This window comes from Chryseobacterium sp. MYb328 (assembly GCF_037572595.1).
Lineage (GTDB): Bacteria > Bacteroidota > Bacteroidia > Flavobacteriales > Weeksellaceae > Chryseobacterium > Chryseobacterium pennae.
The window spans coordinates 22,727-40,019 of the sequence record NZ_JBBGZQ010000030.1; the positions used below are offsets into that span (position 1 = coordinate 22,727).

Consider the following 17,293-nt stretch of genomic DNA (forward strand, 5'->3'; position numbering starts at 1 on the left):
TTTAATTTTCAGCCTAAACTTCTATTAAATTACTTTTACGATTCATTATTGATAAGTAGAAAAGGATTATAATTTGTTACAAAAAAAAGCTTCATAAAGTAAATTATGAAGCTTTTGTATTATTGATTAATCAAGTTGGGTTCCTAAATATTCCCATTCCTGCAGAGCGTTATCCAACTCTTCTTTAGCTTTATTGTATTTTTCTAAAGTTTCATCTGATGGGTTTTCTTTAGCGAAAGAAGCTTCCATTTCCTCTACTTTAGCTTCAAGCTCAGAAATTTTTTCTTCTACCTTTTTGATTTTATTCTGAATATTTTTTTGTTCTTTGCTGACAATATTAGATGCCTGGCTGTTGCTAACAACAGGTTTTTCTTCCACTTTCTTAGGTTCTTCCTTCACATCACTATGAAGTTTTGCTTTTTCTGCAGAAATCTCTCTGATGGTTTCCTTTTGTCTGTACTCAAGATATTCATTGATATCCCCAAGGAATTCTTTCATCTTTCCGTCACGGAATTCATAGATTTTATCACAAAGTCCCTGAAGGAATTCCCTGTCGTGAGAAATTACGATCAATGTACCTTCAAAATTCTGTAAAGCCAGCTTAATGATTTCTTTAGACTGAATATCCAAGTGGTTGGTAGGTTCATCCATAATCAACGTATTGAAAGGACGAAGCAACAGTTTACAAAGTGCCAGACGGTTTCTTTCCCCTCCGGAAAGTACTTTTGTTTTCTTGGAAACGGCATCTCCCTGGAACAGGAAAGATCCTAACAAGTCTCTTACTCTTGGTCTGGTTTCTTCTGTAGCAGCGTCTTCTGCTTCTTCAAGAACCGTTTTGTTCGGTGTTAAAACCTCTTCCTGGTTCTGAGCAAAGTATCCGATGTTTACATTGTGCCCAAGGTTCCAGACTCCTGAATAATCTTTGATATCTCCTGCTAAAATTTTAGCTAATGTCGTTTTTCCCTGTCCGTTTTGCCCTAATAGTGCAATTCTGTCTCCTCTCTGAACGATAAAATCTACATCGTCAAAAATCTGTTTCTGACCATAAGCTTTTCCAAGGGTTTCTGCTTCGAAAATCACTTTTCCAGGAACCATAGACTGTACGAAACGGATATTGAATTTTGAAACGTCTTCATTATCAACTTCAATACGTTCTATTTTATCCAGTTTCTTAATAAGCGACTGAGCGAAAGATGCTTTGGTAGCACTTGCACGGAACTTATTAATATTATCTTCCATTTGTTTGATCTCCGCATCCTGATTCTTTTTAGCCTGAATCAGTTTTTCACGGCGGTCTTCACGCATCACAAGATATTTGGTATAGTTGGCTTTATAATCATCAACCTTCTTATTGTTGATATCAAAAGTACGGTTACAAACAGCGGTCATGAACTGCTTATCGTGACTTACCAGAACAATTGCTCCCGGATAATCTTTTAAGAAGTTTTCCAGCCAGATGATGGATTCCATATCCAGGTGGTTGGTAGGCTCATCGAGAAGCATAATGTCATTCTTTTGAAGAAGCAGTTTTGCCAATTCAATTCTCATTCTCCATCCTCCGGAAAATTCATCAGTAATTTTTTGGAAATCATCGGCTTTAAATCCTAAACCAAACAACACTTTTTCCATATCACCTTCAAGATTGTAGGCATCATGGTTCATTAAAAGGTCATTCAACTCGGTCATTTTATTAATCAAATCCGTGTAAGAATCACTTTCGTAGTCTGTTCTTGTAGCCATTTGGTGATTAACCTCTTCAAGCTCATTTTTCCAAGCATTGATTTGCTCGAAAGCCTGCATTGTTTCATCCCAAACTGTTCTTCCTTTTACGAAATCAAGATCTTGCTTCAGGAAACCAATGGTAATGCTTCCTTCTGTTACAACTTCTCCTTCGTAGAAATTAATTTCTTTGGACAGCATTTTCAATAAAGTGGATTTTCCCGCTCCATTTTTACCTACAAGTCCTACTTTATCATCCTTTTTAATGGTGAAATTTACGTTTTGAAATAAATAATTTCCCGAATGATGTAATCCTAAACTTTGAACCGAAAGCATTTTAATTGATAATTAGTAATGAATAATGAATTTTCGGGGGCAAAAATACGGAAAAAGAAATGAATAGCCCAGAAATAAAAAAAGCTGCCCCCAAACAGGCAACTTTTACTTTATCATAAATTGATTTCTGAACAAGATTTATCCCGGAATAAGTGGCGGTGTTTTCTGTCCTGACAGAACCAATCCAATCATATTGCTAAGGATATCTGAAGCTTCCTTATAACTAACCGGAGCAATTCCGTGGCGATAATGTATTTCATCTTCCAATTCTGTTAATGTTATCATATGGGTATTTATCATTATTTTATTCCCGTTTCTAACACTAATCTCGTAATTACAAATATTTAAAAGCTGTTTTGCTTTATCAAGCCATTCCGAAACTGTCATATCAATATTTTTCTTTTTTAATTATTTTTAGAAAGTATTGAGAATTTTCACCAATGACGACCCCGGAGAAATAGTTTCTACAGGAGCTTTTCCTGGAATATTTTCAATACCGTAAGTTGCCGGGATCATCTGTAGATCAAATATTGTATTCTCAGCACTAAACATAAAGCTACAACCTGGATTATTGATCTGATTGGCCATTGATCCGGGAGTAGCATTTGTTTGAGATGCAACTAAAGCTACTCTTTCACTAGGTTTCATACTTACAGTCTGTTGTGGAGCACATGTAAATGCACAGAAGGGTAGGTATTGGAGATCTACTTTTGCAGCAAGCCCTACAGTTAAGGGAGACGTACCTGCTGGCCTGTTATTTTGTACAATGATTACTCCTTCTGAGCCTCCAGGACTTGTACGAAAAGAACCATCCTGATTAAATTCTACCTTTGTCCCTAAAGGGATTTCATCTGAAAGTGCCTGCATGGTAATCCTTGTATTGATATCAATATTTGATTTATTGAAAACATATACTTTATATTTAGGTTCATAATCTATTTCAACTTCCCCAAAAAGAGTTCCATAGGGTATAATAAACCAGGTGGGTACTCCCACAGTGATCTGGTTGTTACCAGTGGCTCCTTTATATCCTACCAGTTTATAATTATTTCTCTGGAGATCATTCAGTATTTCTTTTTGTTGCCCCGTACTAAAATCAAAATTCATTGAAAACAGTGTTAGTTTTTGCATGAGTGTCTTTTCCATTGTTTTAATCTTTGGTGTTCTTACTCTTTTTATGATCAGGCTTTTCAGAGTACGCCTTTGTTCATATTTCTATTGTAAAGCTTATTGAAATGAACAATTTCAAATTAACGGGAATGAGAATCCAAAAACTACAGTATAATGTACCAAATTTACAGTTCAGTAATTATACCTATTGAATTCAAAAAGACATATTATAAAATAAAAGGGAACATCTGAAATGACGCTCCCTAACCTAAAATTTAAAACTAAAAAAGGACTGACATTAATTATCTATTTTATCCAGCCTTGTTGCCGGAGTTTTGATAATTGAACGGGTCCAGATATCATTGTTAGGAACACTGGTTCCATACAGAAAATCGGCTACAAAGCTGTCTTCGGGAAGGTGAAGCTCAGCAGAAAGTCTTGCATGACTTTTCTGATCTACAATTGTACTGCTTGAAACATTCATTCCGTTGTTGAGAAGTTCAACATTTACTTCATACTCGGACCGTTTCGACAAACCGTCTTGATAGAGCCCGAAATTGGCAGCAATATGGATATAATCAGCCAATTTACTGTAATTGTACATTGGTTTTTTATTTATGGAAAGATCTTGTACATAAACTTTCATTTCTTCAAACAAGTTTTGTAATAAAGGATGCCTGTTATAATCTGTCTCCAAATCTTTTCCTGAGATAAACACCTGCGATATTCTATTGGTTTCCTGCAGCATGAGTTTTCCATATAATTTTGAAAGTTCAGTGTAAACTTTATCCCTACTCATATAGGCTTTAGCAAAAGCATCTTTTTTTTCCACTCTAAATCCGGAAAGTAAAGCATCCCAGATTTTACTTCCTTCGGTATCTGTTTTTGTGTTTCTGATGTTTTGAACATAATTTTTCAGATCATCCGTATCAGCAAAATCTGTAGAAATATAAACCGACTGCGGTCCTTCCAGATAGCCTCCTCCAATATCAGCATGAGCTCCCGGAACAAAAATTTCTTTCCAAACAGAAATATGATTCCGAAACTGGTAATCCTGCATCATTTTTGAGTTTTCAAAAAAAACAGTCAGTGGAAAAAAGAATCTGCATTCATTGAGTGCGCAGATATGAAATACATTTTCCACCTGATGAGGAATACTCAGATCGTAGGTATTAAATGGTTTCGATTCTACAGTATCAAAAGCGCCCAAAAATTTCACTTTCATCTTAGCAAAAGAATAGTTTGAAAAAAGCCAGTGACAAAAGGTTCTGGCCAGCATTCCTCCTCTTCCGAAGCCATATAAGTAAAAGTGATACTCACAGTCTTCATCATGAATAATCCTTTGTACAAATTTTTCTGCTTTCTGAAGCTTATCATCTGAAGAATATCCTTTTCCATAAGGTGGATTGGCACATGTAGTCATGGCGAAATTACTGTCTTCCCCACCTGAAACGGTTCCTATTCCTTCAATATATATTTTTTCGTTACCGATAAATAGTTTGTATAATTTATAGATATTGGTGAATGCACCATGATAGCTTTCATTGTTATTCAGTGGTTTATCTGATGAAAGTGCATTTACTCCATTATTTCCCGTGCCGTCAAAGAAAATTCCGACGGAAATCACTCTACTGCCATTCATTCTTTTGTTAATTTTTTATTACAGATCTTCTCTGTACATTTATGTTTTTATTTAAAATCCCTAAAAGAGACATTTCAAAATAACGGAAGAAAGAGCAGTCTGGCTAGAGTGGAAAGTACCAAATAAAAAATTCCGTATTTCTACGGAATCTAATCAAATTTTTTCGAGTGAGTAAATATTGTTGACAATGGCATAAATGACTATTCCCACTGTGTTTTTAGCACCTATTTTTTCCAGAATACGCTGCCTATGGCTTTCAACGGTTCTGGGACTTATAAAAAGTTTTTCTCCTATTTCATTATTGGTAAACTCCTGACAAATGAGCTTTACAACATCTTTTTCTCTTTCAGACAGCTCATCTTCGGTTTCAAAAAGTGAATTTTTCTTAGCTGAACTGTTCATATAGGTAAAAAGCATCTGATGATCTTCAGCTGTAAAGAAAACTCCATTTTTATCTACCATAGTAATCGCGTCAATAAATGTTTTCTTATCCGAGTTTTTAGGAAGAAAAGCAGAAACGCCCAGTTTCACCATATATCCCAGTATAGATGTTTTATAATGAGAAGAAAGGATGATGACTTTAAGATCCGGATACCTGTCTTTAAGAATTTCTACCAGCTCAAACCCATTCATGGGCTTCATCTGGACATCTACAAGTGCAATATCAGGAAATTCTTTTTCTGAGAGGTTTCCCAGAGACTCTATAAAATCAGGTCCGTTATCTGCGGTAAGGCATACAGATATATTTTTTTCATTGGACAGCAGCATTTTCACCCCTTCAAGGATTAGCTGTTCATCATCAATCAATGCTATTTTGATTTGGGAACTCATAATGTTTCGGAATTTTAATGATTAAACGACTTCCTTTATTTAAAAAAGATTTTTTCCATTTGTGAACGGCATTCATCGATTTGATTCTGGATTCAATGTTTTTGATTCCCATCCCTTTTTTCACCTCTTCATACTCGAAACCCTGTCCGTTATCTGAAATAATGACAGCCATATTTTGCGGATAATCTTTTATATAAATCCACAGGTCTGTGGCATTAGAATGTTTGATTACATTGGTGGTAAATTCCTGAATAATCCGGTACAGCTGTACTTCCACAAAGAGATCTTTCTTTTCATATCCGGGCATTACCTGCAAGGAAATATTAATTTTATGGGAAAGATTCGCAATGAGTTCTTCCGCATACAATACGAGTCCCACCGATTCAAGATTCACCGGATATAATGAATGGGAAATGCTTCTGGCTGCATCAATCAGCGAAGACATCTGGCTGTGGATATTTTTTTTGATCAGCTCATCGCCCTTGGTATCAAGATTATTAAGCCATAAAGAAAGAATATTGAGCCTGTTTCCTATATCATCATGAATCATCACAGCCATTCTTTTCCTTTCTTCTTCCTGAGCTTTGATGTTTTCCAATGCCAGTTTTTTCTGATGAAGAACTTCTGCTTCATGCTGTACATTTTTTTCCTTCATAATCCTGCTTATAAAAGCTCTGTAGGCAAGCATAATAAAGGATACTATAACTGCTATGGTAACAATTATAAGGATCAAAAGGTTGATATTTAATGTTACTTCTTTAATCGGATAAAGGTATATATAAGTGAACAGTATAAAATACTTGAAAAGATATTATTGGCACTGAAAAGAATATAATAATTGTTTTCTGAAAGATTAGCAATCTGATGCTGTATGATAAAAATAAATACTGAAACAGAGTAATAGAAAAAAATACTGGCATCTACCCAAAGAAAACGATTCTGATCTGAAGTCTTTTTAATCTCATTAATCAAGGCTATTCCCGAAAGACAGATGATCATGATATTGGAAACTACCTTTGCTATATCTGCATTGGCAGGATAATCAAAACCGTATTTTGAGATCATAAAACCAACTGCAATCGCAGCACTCAATCCCAAGAGATATTTGGGCCAATCCAGTTTTCTGATAAACAAGCCCGTCAGTAAAAAGAATTCTCCGCCAATATAGAACGGATAAAGAAATGAGGTATCATTGAGCCTGAAAATATAAGGCAAAACAAGATTCAACAGTTCAATAAAAAAAAGAAAAGCAATACAATAGAAATACTGCCTTTCTTTATGATTTAATATACGGTATTTAGCAGCTCCCAACACTATAACAGCAAGAAGCAATCCATAGTTTAGGAATAAAATCGTCTTATAAAGATCTGCCATTCCTTAAATTATTATTTTAAAATTCACCTTCCATTCCCGGTATACGACATATAGGTGGACATGGTTTTGCCCAGTCATAGGTATTAGACATCATATCTGCACGTTCTGAATTCTGAAGATTTTGGCGGAAAGAGATAAAAATAAGGGTTACCAACATTTTTCCGTACACATTATTATATTTAAGTCCGAAGGAACATTTCATTTCCGTCAACCCTTCATCCGAAAGGCATAAATCTGCTGTAGGAACATAAAACCTTTTAAATATTCCCATTCCTTGAGATTCGCTACACTCTTTGTAAAACCAATCCATTCCGGATTCTCTCCAGCTTTCAATGGCTTCAATAGCTATATCCTGCTCAAGAATAGGTTTATCGGATATAGGGAAAGCCATATCTGTATTTTTCTCTACTTTTTCAAGCCCTTTGGAAAGGATCGTATTTTTAACAATGGTATACTCTTGTATCTCCTGTAGCTTCACATCACTAGTCAGTTCGGCAAGAGCACAATAGGGATATTCTTTCTGATCTATTCTGTCTCCTTTTTCATTCATAGGATAAAAGATCAGAATCAACTGGTCTTTCCATATTCCCATTGTGGCACAGAATTCAGGATAGTCCTTATAGCTTTTCATCCACTCGAGCGGACCATCAGAAATAGTAAAAACATACGTGGTAGGAATCAGATCCTTGATTTTTAAGAAATTAGAACGGCAAAAACTCCATTCGTCTGCAGCAATTTTGCATTCTTCTACAGGAAGTAAATAATCTACGATGTTTAATGTTGTCATAAGCATGGTGGTTTTTAGTTGTATAAAATTATACAAACTAAACATGCTGTGCAAGTAGGAATTTAATTAATAATTCCGCACTGTAATATGATAACAACTTTGCTGTCTTTCTTTTATGTAATAAATTCTACCAGCATCAGCATAATGCTTTAAAACTTTCTCCAAAGCAACTTCCATTTTAGGGTTATTTTTGAGAACATTATTGAACCTTACATAAGAAATATCGAAGGAGTTGCCATAGTTGTGAGAACTTATTCCCAGTGAAGCATTGGAATTCACCCTTCTCAGCCTGCATTGATCTTCCAATGTTCTGGTAATAGATGAAACCGTAAAGGTTCCCCCTTTTGTTGCCTTACTAAATTTAGACCCAATATTTTCCAGCGTAGTCTTTCCTTTAGAAACCATATAAGCTCTGCTATAATCAAGCCTCTGAATCTGGTATCCTTTTCCGGATTTCTTTATTTTATGGAACTTTCCTTTGCTGATATATTTCTGTATGGTTTTGGAGTCTTTCAATAAGTGTACTCCAAAACTTTTGGAGGCATCCAGATGGGATTTATAAAGTGCTGTTGGTTCCACCTTTAAAACAGTTGTAAGATCATAACAGGGAAGCGTTTTTTTTACTGCCTGCGAATAATGTAAACTATACATAAAAGGTACAAAGACCACACAAAGAAACTTTCTCATTAACCACCACTTTAAATTAGTACCGAACAATAAAACGATTATGTTAGCTCTTTCACCAGCAACTATAATCGTATTCCGACAAATCCCAAACAAACATTAAACCAATTTGTTTAATTTATAATATTTATTCCTTTAATTTTGAAATATTTTTTCAGTTTTAACTTTTTACTTTAAGATATAAATTCTACATTTGAGTTACATTTTTAAAATAAACAACATGATAAAAAAACTTTTCGCTGAATTTTTCGGCACATTTTGGCTTGTTTTCGGAGGTTGCGGGAGCGCTGTTTTTGCAGCGGGTGTTCCTGATATCGGGATCGGACTTTTAGGAGTTGCGCTAGCCTTCGGTCTTACTGTTCTTACAATGGCGTATGCTGTAGGTCATATTTCCGGTGGTCACTTCAATCCTGCAGTTTCTTTCGGGCTTTTAGCTGGGGGAAGATTCTCTGCTAAAGACCTCATCCCTTATATTGTAGCGCAGTGTCTTGGTGCTATTGTAGCTGCAGGATGTCTATACACGATTCTTAACGGAGCCGGGGTTGTAGATTTCTCAGCACCTGGAGCTTTTGCTACCAATTTCTATGGGGAAGCAGTCTACAACGGGAAAGCATTCAGTATGGGTGCTGCATTTCTGGCGGAGTTTTTATTAACTGCCTTTTTCCTTATCGTGATTATGGGTGCTACAGATAAATGGGCTAATGGTAAGTTTGCCGGTATTGCGATTGGACTTGCCCTTACTTTGATCCACCTGATCTCTATCCCTATTACGAATACTTCTGTAAACCCTGCAAGATCCCTTTCGCAGGCAGTTTTCACAGGCGGATTGGCTATGTCACAACTTTGGTTGTTCTGGGTAGCTCCTATTCTTGGTGGAATTGTAGGTGGATTGATCTACAAATTCTTACTTCAGAGAGATTCTGAGGAAGTAACGGATTAATTAAATTAAAGATAAATTTTAATCAAAATAAACTATCTCGATCGAGATAGTTTATTTTTTTTTTATAACAATTGTAAAGCCGGAAATTTATAATAATCAATATAGAATTCCAATATTAGGTAGAAAACTGATATACAATTTTATTTTAGAATACCCAGATCCTTAATTTATTTTCTACAGACACCAAAATTTGAGCTGTTTACCTTTCTATTCTGCAGGAGTCTGGTTGCAAAAAAATAAGTTCCATCCCTATTTTCTACCAGCCAGTGTTTATTCCATTATCTCTTGTCCGGCCTGTTTTTGATCTAATAGTAAAGTGATTAAAATCTTTATTTACTGAATCCAACGATACTAATCAATTGAATAATTTGTCCTACTCTCATGGTATTACTATAAGTTCTAAAAATAAAAGACTATGTAAATAAAGACACCCTAAAAATTTATTATTTATAGAGATTCTGCCTCTTAATAATATTTTCTAATGTTACTGATATACGTTCAATATCCCCACCATCAGGATGAAAAATCCATAAAGAATTCTGGTCTCGATAATCAATACATAAGAGCTTTGTATTTTCTGAACCGATTGTTAAGCAATTCGAAATATCTTTATAGTTCAAATCTTGTCCTTTTGGAGAGATTCCATCAGTAATCTCCAATAATGAATGTACAAACCCTTTTAATTGACTAATGGTAAGATAAGACGTTCCGTCTACATTTATTTTTTCACAAAGCTGGTTAAGATCATACAGATTAAAGTTCTCTTCATTTGAAAAGATTGAAATTTGAGAATCGAATTCACCACTGATCAAGTAATCAAAATAGGCTAATGGGATATCAACTTTTACTCTATTCAGAATAGCTGTCAGTTGTTTTTTTCTTTTTTTCTTTTTTTCAATAGTGATATTGGGATCAGAATACCCAAACTTATCTGATTTCCATTGTACTGTATTAAACTTAAACTCTCTTGAGCACTCAGGGCAATGTATGATCATAAAAATCATTTTTTTTTCGGATGCTGAGCTTAGAAAATCATAATCATGTTTGCTTAGCTTCTTGGGTTCAATTGTTTTTCCACAATCCCAAGGGTAAGGACAAATAATATCTTCCATATTCCTGTTTCAATAGTAAGTCATCTCAATGAAAATTATATAAAACAATAACTATTTATGGACAATATGATTTATATCTAACTCTTAAATAGCATCGTTATCCTGCTAATATACAAAAAGAGAGCAACAAAAAATCCTGTCTTTCCGACAGGACCTCTATTTTCTTTTTTTAAGATCAAAAGGATTTTTAAAAATGAGTTCTTCTTGTCTTCCTTTGATTTCCATTTTACGCTGAAGTAAGTTTAAAGCTATTTTTCTAATAAAAAGATCTTTATCATTCAGTTTCCAGTAAGAATCTTCGTGAAGTCTTTTTGGAGGACGGATAAGATAGAATTCCGTATTCCAGGTATCTTCATTATGATAAAACTCAATAATTCCACAATGCTCAGGAATGAGACTTACATCTACCATTCCCATCGGAAGCAAAAAACTGAATGTATTACAGACATAATCTCCACAGGAAATTTTATCGTGTTTAAGAAATTTTTCTCCAGTATCTTTATTGATATATGATTTTTTAAAATCATTTTTAAAATCGCTTTTTGAAAGTTTGATCTCTATTTCATGACTCAATCCTACAGCGTCAATAATAAGGATATCAGCTTCCCAATCCGCCTGAAAATAATTCGTCAAGACGAGTTCTTTTTCAAAATCGCAGTGGGTATGGATGTATGCGTGAACAAGTTCTTCTATTTTAAGCATAATTTAGAATTTAGACCGGAGACCTGAAACCTCATACAAAGAATGTTCTTTGTTAACTTACCAACAGGCTGCAACCCCTGATATCAGAGTGATCTATTCTTCCCAGCACCTGAAATTTATCACCTGTTATTTTACCCAGATCCTGAGTGGCAATAAAGGCACAGGAATGGATATTGGCTAAATCAATGATATTGATTGCTCCTGTTCTTCCTTCTTTTTCGTAAGAGAAAGGATCTTCTGCGTTTCTGATCTTAATCCGCATCCAATTGGGACATTGATATTCATTATTTCCAAGAGAATAAGCCTGGGATAGCAATTCTGTCATTGAATATTCTGAATAAATCTTATCGGTTTTAAAGCCCTCCTGCAATATTTTCAAAAGCTCATCTTTCGTCATTTCTTCTTTTCGTCCTTTCATTCCTCCGGTTTCGATAACGATTAGGTTTTCAAGAACATTTATAGATTCCCCGCTTCGCTCGGAATGGCAGTAATCTAAGAAATCTAACAGGGCAAAAGAAACCCCGAAAAGAATTACTTTTTTATCGCGCAACTGATTTAAAAGATCAAAAAGATCGGAATGATTGTAAAGGAAATAACCGTTTTCTGACTTGTCAGATTTTTTCATCAGATAATCCACCATGTAAATTAGGGATGAATTCTGTTTTTCCAGATAACTTGGAAGCAGCCCAAGGAAAATAAAGTCTTCAGGTTTTCCAATAAACTGATCAAAGCTTTTATAAATACTTTCTTCATACAAATCTGTATTGGCTATGAAGTGTTTTGAAAGATTCATCTGCGTGGTTCCGGAACTTTGAAAAAAGAGATCTGTATTCACATTTTTATCAAGAATCTGATGATTTTTAAACATTTCAATCGGCAGAAAAGGAATTTTAGACAGATCGTCAACTTCATCAGTATTGATATTTAAAAAATCTACAAACTTCTTATATATCTCAACATTTTCATACTGATAACGAAATGTTTTCAATGTTACATTCAGGAAATCCTGCTCGGTCTGTATGTTGAATATATTCTTCGGCTCCATAATTTTTCGATCTTCCTATTACCTCTGTATAAAGCAATTATCTGGATAAAATATTTTTATTTAATGTTTTTTTAATATATGAATCTGACTTTGGTAAACTTCTTGCAATTACCTAATCGGAATATGGATTAAAAACAGAATGAGTCCCCCACTCATTCTCAAATTACCTCTTTTTAGGGGTAATTTTTTTTGTTTTATTTTTCAAAAGTCTTCAGTTCAAAGTCTTTTTCAAAAACGCCATAGGTAAAATAGGAAATCCAGTCTCCCAGATTGATATATTTTGAGTTTTTTCCCAAATCCAATACCATGGGAAGATGGCGATGTCCATATACGAAATAATCTATATTCTCTGTCTTCAGCTTCTCCTTGGAATAGATAATTAAAAATTCTTTATCCTCCCCTAAGAATGCTTTGTCTTCTTCTCCTGAGATCATTTTATTCTTCTGGGAAAGATACAATGCCACTTTCATGGCAATATCGGGATGAAGCCATTTAAAAAACCATTGTGCCACCGGATTGGTAAAAAGTTTTTTCATTCTCTTATAACCTTTATCACCAGGCCCCAATCCATCTCCATGGGCCAGCAAAAACTGTTTTCCACCCATTTCAAAATATTGTTTCTGGTAAAAAACCGTACATCCAATCTCTTCTTCAAGATAATCTTTCATCCAAAGATCATGGTTTCCTACAAAGAAATAAATATGGATTCCTCTGTCTTTCAGTTCTGCAATTTTCCCTAAAACACGGATGTATCCTTTAGGTACCACATGTTTCCATTCATGCCAGAAGTCAAAAAGATCACCCATTAAAAATAAAACCTGTGCATCTTCTTTGATCTGATCCATCCATCGTATAAACTTTTCTTCACGAACCTTACTTTCTTTAGGAGTAGGTGCACCGAAATGCTGATCTGAAGCAAAGTATACTTTTTTTCCAGGTTCTAAATTAATTGTTGTTTTTAACACCGTCTGAACTTTATGGGATAATATTTATTGATTGTCTTCTGCAAACCATTCTCCATAAGAGTTTTCAGTCTCATGAAGTTTAAGATAAGCCAAAGAAATTCCTTCAGGAAGTCTTGATTTTATTTTAGCTGCAATAGCATAGAGCATATTTTCACAGGTTGGCTGGAAACTGCAATAGATTACTTTGTGTCCTTTCTGTTCAAGATCATCTCCCAATTCTTTATGGGGAGAAAGGGCATTCAAAAGCACTGCATGATCCCATACATCTACGATCTCAGATTTTACGATACTTTTGATATCTCCGAAATCAACTACCATCCCGTTTTTAGGGTTTTCAATGTCATTAATCGGTTTTCCTTTCACTGTTACAAACAGCTTATAGGAATGTCCATGCATATTTTTACATTTCCCATCGTAGTTGTACAGTACGTGGGCTGTTTCGAATGTAAAAATTTTTGTAATACGTATCATATTGCAAAGATATGACAAAACCGCTTAACAAAGAAAAGACTGTCTCTATTACAATGATTTTCAAATAAAGGTCTAATCAATTTTCAGGGCGAAATTATTATCCGGAGTTCCATCTGTATTAGCCGTATTATAAGGAATGGTGAGCCATCCGCTTTTATTCATCACAAACTTAAAACCATAAGTTTTTCCTTTTTCGAACTGGGATTTGGGTACTGCAACCTCAAAGACATTATTCTTTTTTAGAGTCAGCTGATAAGATACATCATTCATATTCCAGCTATTAAATGCACCTGCTACAGAAACATTCTTAATAAATTCTGTATTTGAATTTTCAGGATATTGATAGGAAAAAATCACTTTATCATTTTCTATCCTATATCCATACACTTCCTTCTTCAGATTTGGATGAGCAAAAGGTTCTGCAATTGTGATTTCTTCAGCCAGCATATAAGGATTCATCAGTTTTTTATCTATAATTCCCGCAATATGATTCACCATCTGATACATCACAGGAAATCCTTTATTTCCGTTATACATCACAACAATCGCCATATTATTATCCGGGAAGATGCTGTATGCACTTACATTTCCACCGGAAAAACCATATGATCTTATATTATTAGAGTCTGTAATTTCCCAGCCATGCGCGAATTCCCAGTCATTATTTTTATAATTAAATGGTTTCCACATCATCTTTTTTGTTTCCGGTTTTAGAAAATCGTTTTTGCTGAAATGGATACTCCACTGTAGAAAAGCAGGAAGCGTAATCGCCAAACCATTTGCTGAATGAGATCTCACTCCATCAATAGTCATCAATTTCTCATACTGTCTCTTTTCCGGATTATAATTATACTTCCCTACTCTATTAGGAATTTTTTCAACTGAGTTGGAAGAAAACACGACCTGGTTTCTGGAATCAGAGAATTGATTTTCCAGAATATATTCTTCAAAGGTTTTGCCTGTTATTTCTTCAATGATCATCATAATCAAAAGATAATTGGTCTGATTATACCGGTAATGATCTCCGGCTTCAAACTCTATTTTTTCTTTTGACAGGCGATCAATGACTTCATTATGCGTTGCTTTCTCGGCAAAATCTTTAATATCAGCCATATCCGGTAATCCTGAAGAATGGGAAAGAAGATTTTTCACCTGTATGTTTTGCCAGTCTTTTGGCAAATTCTCTATATATTTTGAAATCTTATCATCCACCGACAGTTTTCCTTCTTCAACAAGTTTAAAAAGCCCAACATTAGCAATTAATTTTGTATTAGAGTAAACTCTGAACATGGACTTGGAATCCACTTTTTTATCACTTTCAAGATTTTCACGTCCATAGTATTGCTGGAATGTTACTTTATCATTTTTTACAATTCCTACAGCCATTCCAGGGATTTCATTAATCTGGATAACATTTTTTATATAACTGTCAATTATTTTTGACTGTTCTGCCGTCTGGCTGAATCCTAAAATGGATATATTAAAAAATAAGGCTGCTAAAACAGTCTGTTTCATTGTGTATCTATTCATTTATTTCTTATAAGACAAATACTAGCTTTATTATGTTACACTGAATAACATTTTTTTCTATCATTGCAAAAGCTTTCATCTTTTATTTATAAAGTTTTGGCTCTGTAATTCCTCTCTGTAAAAAGACTTTTTCATTCATTTTAAAATGCCTCTCGGTCATTCCGTTATAATATTCTTTAAGCGTAGGCAAATCATATTTAGCACGCAGTTTTTCAACATTTGCACTGTCTATTAATCCATTTTTAGGAACAGCCTGTTCAAAATTATTATAAGTTACCTGTGTACCAAACCTCTGTTTTTGATGAGTATTAACAGCTATTCGATCTTCCAGTAATGCATATTCATTTTTAGAAGCATTATTCCTATTGACTTCTTTTTGCATAGCCACAAGCATTGCTTTCTGAAATTCAATATCATGATCCGCATGCTGAATGGGCAACCAAAATTGTGTTGAATTTTCTTTTCCAACCTGTTTAAAACCTAAATAACCATACTGAGAGTAAAGCTTTTTAATTCTGTTTTGGTTATCTTTTCCTACACTGTCTCTTTTTGCCTCAAATATTTTCCAAACATTTTCCCCGTATTTTTCTGCCATATCTGCCGGGGGAATTCCTGCAAATTTCTGATCTATTTTCCCAATATAATTTAATTCGGAAATAATTTTCTCACGTTCGGAAGCAGATATATTTTTATTAGAATTACAGCTGATAAAAGTTATCGCAGCCCACGATAGTAATATTTTTTTCATATTAATTATTTATAATACTTCGAATACCAACATTCTCAACTAAATTTTCAGTTTCTCCAGCCAATTAGTTTCCAGCCGCTTTATCTTCTTCGCTTCTGTATCAAACAGAACCCAAAGTGTAGAAGAATCCACAACCAGCTCATTATTACAATAAAATTCTACTTTTCTTGGCTGCTTTGCGCCTTCAGGAGTTTGTGGATAAGTTTTTACTGTAATCATATCATTCAGGTACACCTGCTTTTTGTACCGGATGTGATGATCCAGAAGCATCCACGCATCGTTTACATATTCTGTTTTTTGTTTTAAGAGATTCCAATGCTCCGCTGCCACTTCTTCTACCCAATGCACATACTGAACATTATTAACGTGGTTGTTCTGGTCTATATGATCTTCTGTAACTCTGATCTGCTTTTCATAGACTAAATTCATTCCAATGAAATATTTACTCAAATGTATGGTTTTAAATTAAAGAAAAACGGAACCAGATGTTGATCTGATTCCGTTTTTACAATATTCAATATTCTGAATTTATTTTTTAGCTTTTCCTGCCGGCTTTGTAGCTGTTGCAGAAGCTCCCAGTTTTGCTTTTACCAGATCCGTAATATCCTCACCTCCCTCAGTATAAACAAGGTTGGAACCACGTGTTGAAACGTCAAATATATAGTTCAGCCCTTTTTCCTTGGCTACTGCAGCAACAGCATCTTTTACTTTCTGTTGTAAAGGATTGTACAGCTCAGCCTGCTTAGCTGAAATTTCTTTAGCCGCCTGTGCTCTTGTATCTTCTATCTTTTTAGCCAGATTATCCAATTCCACTTGTGCTGCTTCTAATTCTTTGGTTAAAACAGCCTTATTAGCCTCAGTTAAAGTCTTCTCTTTATCCTGTGCTGTTTTTAATTTAGTTTGATATTCAGCAATAACTTTATCAATTTCTGCTTTTTTAACTTTTGTCAGATTATCAACCGTTTCACTGGCCATTTTTACATCAGGTAAATTAGCAAAAACCTCATCAGTGCTTATATTCCCGATCTTCTGTTGAGCATTTACAGCATTAGCCGTTAAAGTTAATCCTGCTGCAATAAAAAATAATTTAATTAGTTTCATTATAATATATACTTTTTCGAAAAATTTACTTTTTTTCCGTGCCCAAATATAATATAATTTTTCATTTACTGTCATCCTGTTTTTTTAGACTTAATTAAGTCATCAATATCATTATAAATACTTCAGATCCTGCAAAGAGTTTTTCATAAAAACTGAATAAAAAATAAAGCTCTCCCCAAAAACTGGAGAGAGCTTC

At 34.4% G+C, this 17,293-nt stretch carries 19 protein-coding genes and 1 pseudogene; 1 reads left to right on the plus strand and 19 read right to left on the minus strand.

Features of this window, described 5'->3' with window-relative positions:
- Positions 1-126: 126 nt before the first annotated feature.
- From WH267_RS22515 to WH267_RS22555, 9 genes are all read right to left on the minus strand, one after another.
- A complete protein-coding gene (locus WH267_RS22515) occupies positions 127-2,055 on the minus strand; it encodes an ABC-F family ATP-binding cassette domain-containing protein (RefSeq protein ID WP_340011128.1) in 1,929 nt (642 codons plus the stop codon).
- A gap of 138 nt (positions 2,056-2,193) precedes the next feature.
- Positions 2,194-2,442, minus strand: coding sequence for a hypothetical protein (locus tag WH267_RS22520; protein ID WP_123317984.1), 249 nt, complete (start codon positions 2,440-2,442; stop codon positions 2,194-2,196).
- Between the two features lie 27 nt (positions 2,443-2,469).
- Positions 2,470-3,201 (minus strand): hypothetical protein, encoded by a 732-nt coding sequence (locus WH267_RS22525; RefSeq protein ID WP_340011130.1) that lies wholly within the window; start codon positions 3,199-3,201, stop codon positions 2,470-2,472.
- A 262-nt stretch (positions 3,202-3,463) separates the two neighbouring features.
- Positions 3,464-4,807, minus strand: coding sequence for a T6SS phospholipase effector Tle1-like catalytic domain-containing protein (locus WH267_RS22530; protein WP_340011132.1), 1,344 nt, complete (start codon positions 4,805-4,807; stop codon positions 3,464-3,466).
- Between the two features lie 153 nt (positions 4,808-4,960).
- Positions 4,961-5,638, minus strand: a complete 678-nt coding sequence (locus tag WH267_RS22535; protein ID WP_115970061.1) for a response regulator transcription factor — start codon at positions 5,636-5,638, stop codon at positions 4,961-4,963.
- Positions 5,607-6,293 carry a sensor histidine kinase gene (locus tag WH267_RS22540; protein ID WP_115970060.1) on the minus strand — a complete coding sequence of 229 codons (687 nt, stop codon included), beginning with the start codon at positions 6,291-6,293 and terminating at the stop codon, positions 5,607-5,609. The genes WH267_RS22535 and WH267_RS22540 overlap by 32 nt, the downstream gene beginning before the upstream one ends.
- Positions 6,294-6,388: 95 nt before the next feature.
- Entirely contained in the window at positions 6,389-7,012 is a 624-nt protein-coding gene (locus WH267_RS22545) for a hypothetical protein (protein WP_123317979.1), read from the minus strand.
- Positions 7,013-7,028: 16 nt separating this feature from the next.
- A complete protein-coding gene (locus WH267_RS22550) occupies positions 7,029-7,799 on the minus strand; it encodes a hypothetical protein (RefSeq protein WP_340011134.1) in 771 nt (256 codons plus the stop codon).
- Positions 7,800-7,865: 66 nt separating this feature from the next.
- A complete protein-coding gene (locus tag WH267_RS22555) occupies positions 7,866-8,486 on the minus strand; it encodes a DUF5715 family protein (RefSeq protein ID WP_165852187.1) in 621 nt (206 codons plus the stop codon).
- Positions 8,487-8,706: 220 nt separating this feature from the next.
- On the opposite strand from WH267_RS22555, the gene aqpZ reads away from it, so the two are divergent.
- Positions 8,707-9,423, plus strand: coding sequence for an aquaporin Z (aqpZ, locus tag WH267_RS22560; RefSeq protein WP_123319053.1), 717 nt, complete (start codon positions 8,707-8,709; stop codon positions 9,421-9,423).
- A 167-nt stretch (positions 9,424-9,590) separates the two neighbouring features.
- On the opposite strand, the pseudogene WH267_RS25205 reads toward aqpZ, so the two are convergent.
- The 10 genes and pseudogenes from WH267_RS25205 to WH267_RS22605 all read right to left on the minus strand — a co-directional run.
- Positions 9,591-9,736, minus strand: a pseudogene (locus WH267_RS25205) (penicillin-binding transpeptidase domain-containing protein); the annotation flags it as partial.
- Positions 9,737-9,866: 130 nt separating this feature from the next.
- On the minus strand, positions 9,867-10,535 hold the full coding sequence (locus tag WH267_RS22565; RefSeq protein ID WP_340011135.1) for a hypothetical protein: 669 nt from the start codon (positions 10,533-10,535) through the stop codon (positions 9,867-9,869).
- A gap of 156 nt (positions 10,536-10,691) precedes the next feature.
- Entirely contained in the window at positions 10,692-11,237 is a 546-nt protein-coding gene (locus WH267_RS22570; RefSeq protein WP_340011136.1) for a hypothetical protein, read from the minus strand.
- A 52-nt stretch (positions 11,238-11,289) separates the two neighbouring features.
- Positions 11,290-12,282 (minus strand): LuxE/PaaK family acyltransferase, encoded by a 993-nt coding sequence (locus tag WH267_RS22575; protein WP_340011138.1) that lies wholly within the window; start codon positions 12,280-12,282, stop codon positions 11,290-11,292.
- Positions 12,283-12,476: 194 nt separating this feature from the next.
- Positions 12,477-13,247, minus strand: coding sequence for a UDP-2,3-diacylglucosamine diphosphatase (locus WH267_RS22580; protein ID WP_123317975.1), 771 nt, complete (start codon positions 13,245-13,247; stop codon positions 12,477-12,479).
- A gap of 24 nt (positions 13,248-13,271) precedes the next feature.
- Positions 13,272-13,718 (minus strand): 6-pyruvoyl trahydropterin synthase family protein, encoded by a 447-nt coding sequence (locus WH267_RS22585; protein WP_340011140.1) that lies wholly within the window; start codon positions 13,716-13,718, stop codon positions 13,272-13,274.
- A 72-nt stretch (positions 13,719-13,790) separates the two neighbouring features.
- Positions 13,791-15,233 (minus strand): serine hydrolase, encoded by a 1,443-nt coding sequence (locus WH267_RS22590; RefSeq protein ID WP_340011141.1) that lies wholly within the window; start codon positions 15,231-15,233, stop codon positions 13,791-13,793.
- A 97-nt stretch (positions 15,234-15,330) separates the two neighbouring features.
- Positions 15,331-15,996, minus strand: a complete 666-nt coding sequence (locus WH267_RS22595; RefSeq protein WP_340011143.1) for a DUF6624 domain-containing protein — start codon at positions 15,994-15,996, stop codon at positions 15,331-15,333.
- 39 nt (positions 15,997-16,035) lie between these two features.
- Positions 16,036-16,425, minus strand: a complete 390-nt coding sequence (locus WH267_RS22600) for an acyl-CoA thioesterase (RefSeq protein WP_115970050.1) — start codon at positions 16,423-16,425, stop codon at positions 16,036-16,038.
- A 99-nt stretch (positions 16,426-16,524) separates the two neighbouring features.
- Positions 16,525-17,097, minus strand: coding sequence for an OmpH family outer membrane protein (locus WH267_RS22605; RefSeq protein ID WP_115970222.1), 573 nt, complete (start codon positions 17,095-17,097; stop codon positions 16,525-16,527).
- Positions 17,098-17,293 lie beyond the last annotated feature (196 nt).

What these genes read in the sequence shown, in the direction of transcription:
- WH267_RS22515 (WP_340011128.1), bottom strand. Translation starts at nt 2,055, where the DNA reads ATGCTTTCGGTTCAAAGTTTAGGATTACATCATTCGGGAAATTATTTA.
- WH267_RS22535 (WP_115970061.1), bottom strand. Translation starts at nt 5,638, where the DNA reads ATGAGTTCCCAAATCAAAATAGCATTGATTGATGATGAACAGCTAATC.
- WH267_RS22565 (WP_340011135.1), bottom strand. Translation starts at nt 10,535, where the DNA reads ATGGAAGATATTATTTGTCCTTACCCTTGGGATTGTGGAAAAACAATT.
- WH267_RS22520 (WP_123317984.1), bottom strand. Translation starts at nt 2,442, where the DNA reads ATGACAGTTTCGGAATGGCTTGATAAAGCAAAACAGCTTTTAAATATT.
- WH267_RS22595 (WP_340011143.1), bottom strand. Translation starts at nt 15,996, where the DNA reads ATGAAAAAAATATTACTATCGTGGGCTGCGATAACTTTTATCAGCTGT.
- WH267_RS22585 (WP_340011140.1), bottom strand. Translation starts at nt 13,718, where the DNA reads ATGATACGTATTACAAAAATTTTTACATTCGAAACAGCCCACGTACTG.
- WH267_RS22570 (WP_340011136.1), bottom strand. Translation starts at nt 11,237, where the DNA reads ATGCTTAAAATAGAAGAACTTGTTCACGCATACATCCATACCCACTGC.
- WH267_RS22545 (WP_123317979.1), bottom strand. Translation starts at nt 7,012, where the DNA reads ATGGCAGATCTTTATAAGACGATTTTATTCCTAAACTATGGATTGCTT.
- WH267_RS22540 (WP_115970060.1), bottom strand. Translation starts at nt 6,293, where the DNA reads ATGAAGGAAAAAAATGTACAGCATGAAGCAGAAGTTCTTCATCAGAAA.
- WH267_RS22550 (WP_340011134.1), bottom strand. Translation starts at nt 7,799, where the DNA reads ATGACAACATTAAACATCGTAGATTATTTACTTCCTGTAGAAGAATGC.
- WH267_RS22530 (WP_340011132.1), bottom strand. Translation starts at nt 4,807, where the DNA reads ATGAATGGCAGTAGAGTGATTTCCGTCGGAATTTTCTTTGACGGCACG.
- WH267_RS22525 (WP_340011130.1), bottom strand. Translation starts at nt 3,201, where the DNA reads ATGGAAAAGACACTCATGCAAAAACTAACACTGTTTTCAATGAATTTT.
- WH267_RS22555 (WP_165852187.1), bottom strand. Translation starts at nt 8,486, where the DNA reads ATGAGAAAGTTTCTTTGTGTGGTCTTTGTACCTTTTATGTATAGTTTA.
- WH267_RS22600 (WP_115970050.1), bottom strand. Translation starts at nt 16,425, where the DNA reads ATGAATTTAGTCTATGAAAAGCAGATCAGAGTTACAGAAGATCATATA.
- WH267_RS22590 (WP_340011141.1), bottom strand. Translation starts at nt 15,233, where the DNA reads ATGAAACAGACTGTTTTAGCAGCCTTATTTTTTAATATATCCATTTTA.
- WH267_RS22605 (WP_115970222.1), bottom strand. Translation starts at nt 17,097, where the DNA reads ATGAAACTAATTAAATTATTTTTTATTGCAGCAGGATTAACTTTAACG.
- WH267_RS22575 (WP_340011138.1), bottom strand. Translation starts at nt 12,282, where the DNA reads ATGGAGCCGAAGAATATATTCAACATACAGACCGAGCAGGATTTCCTG.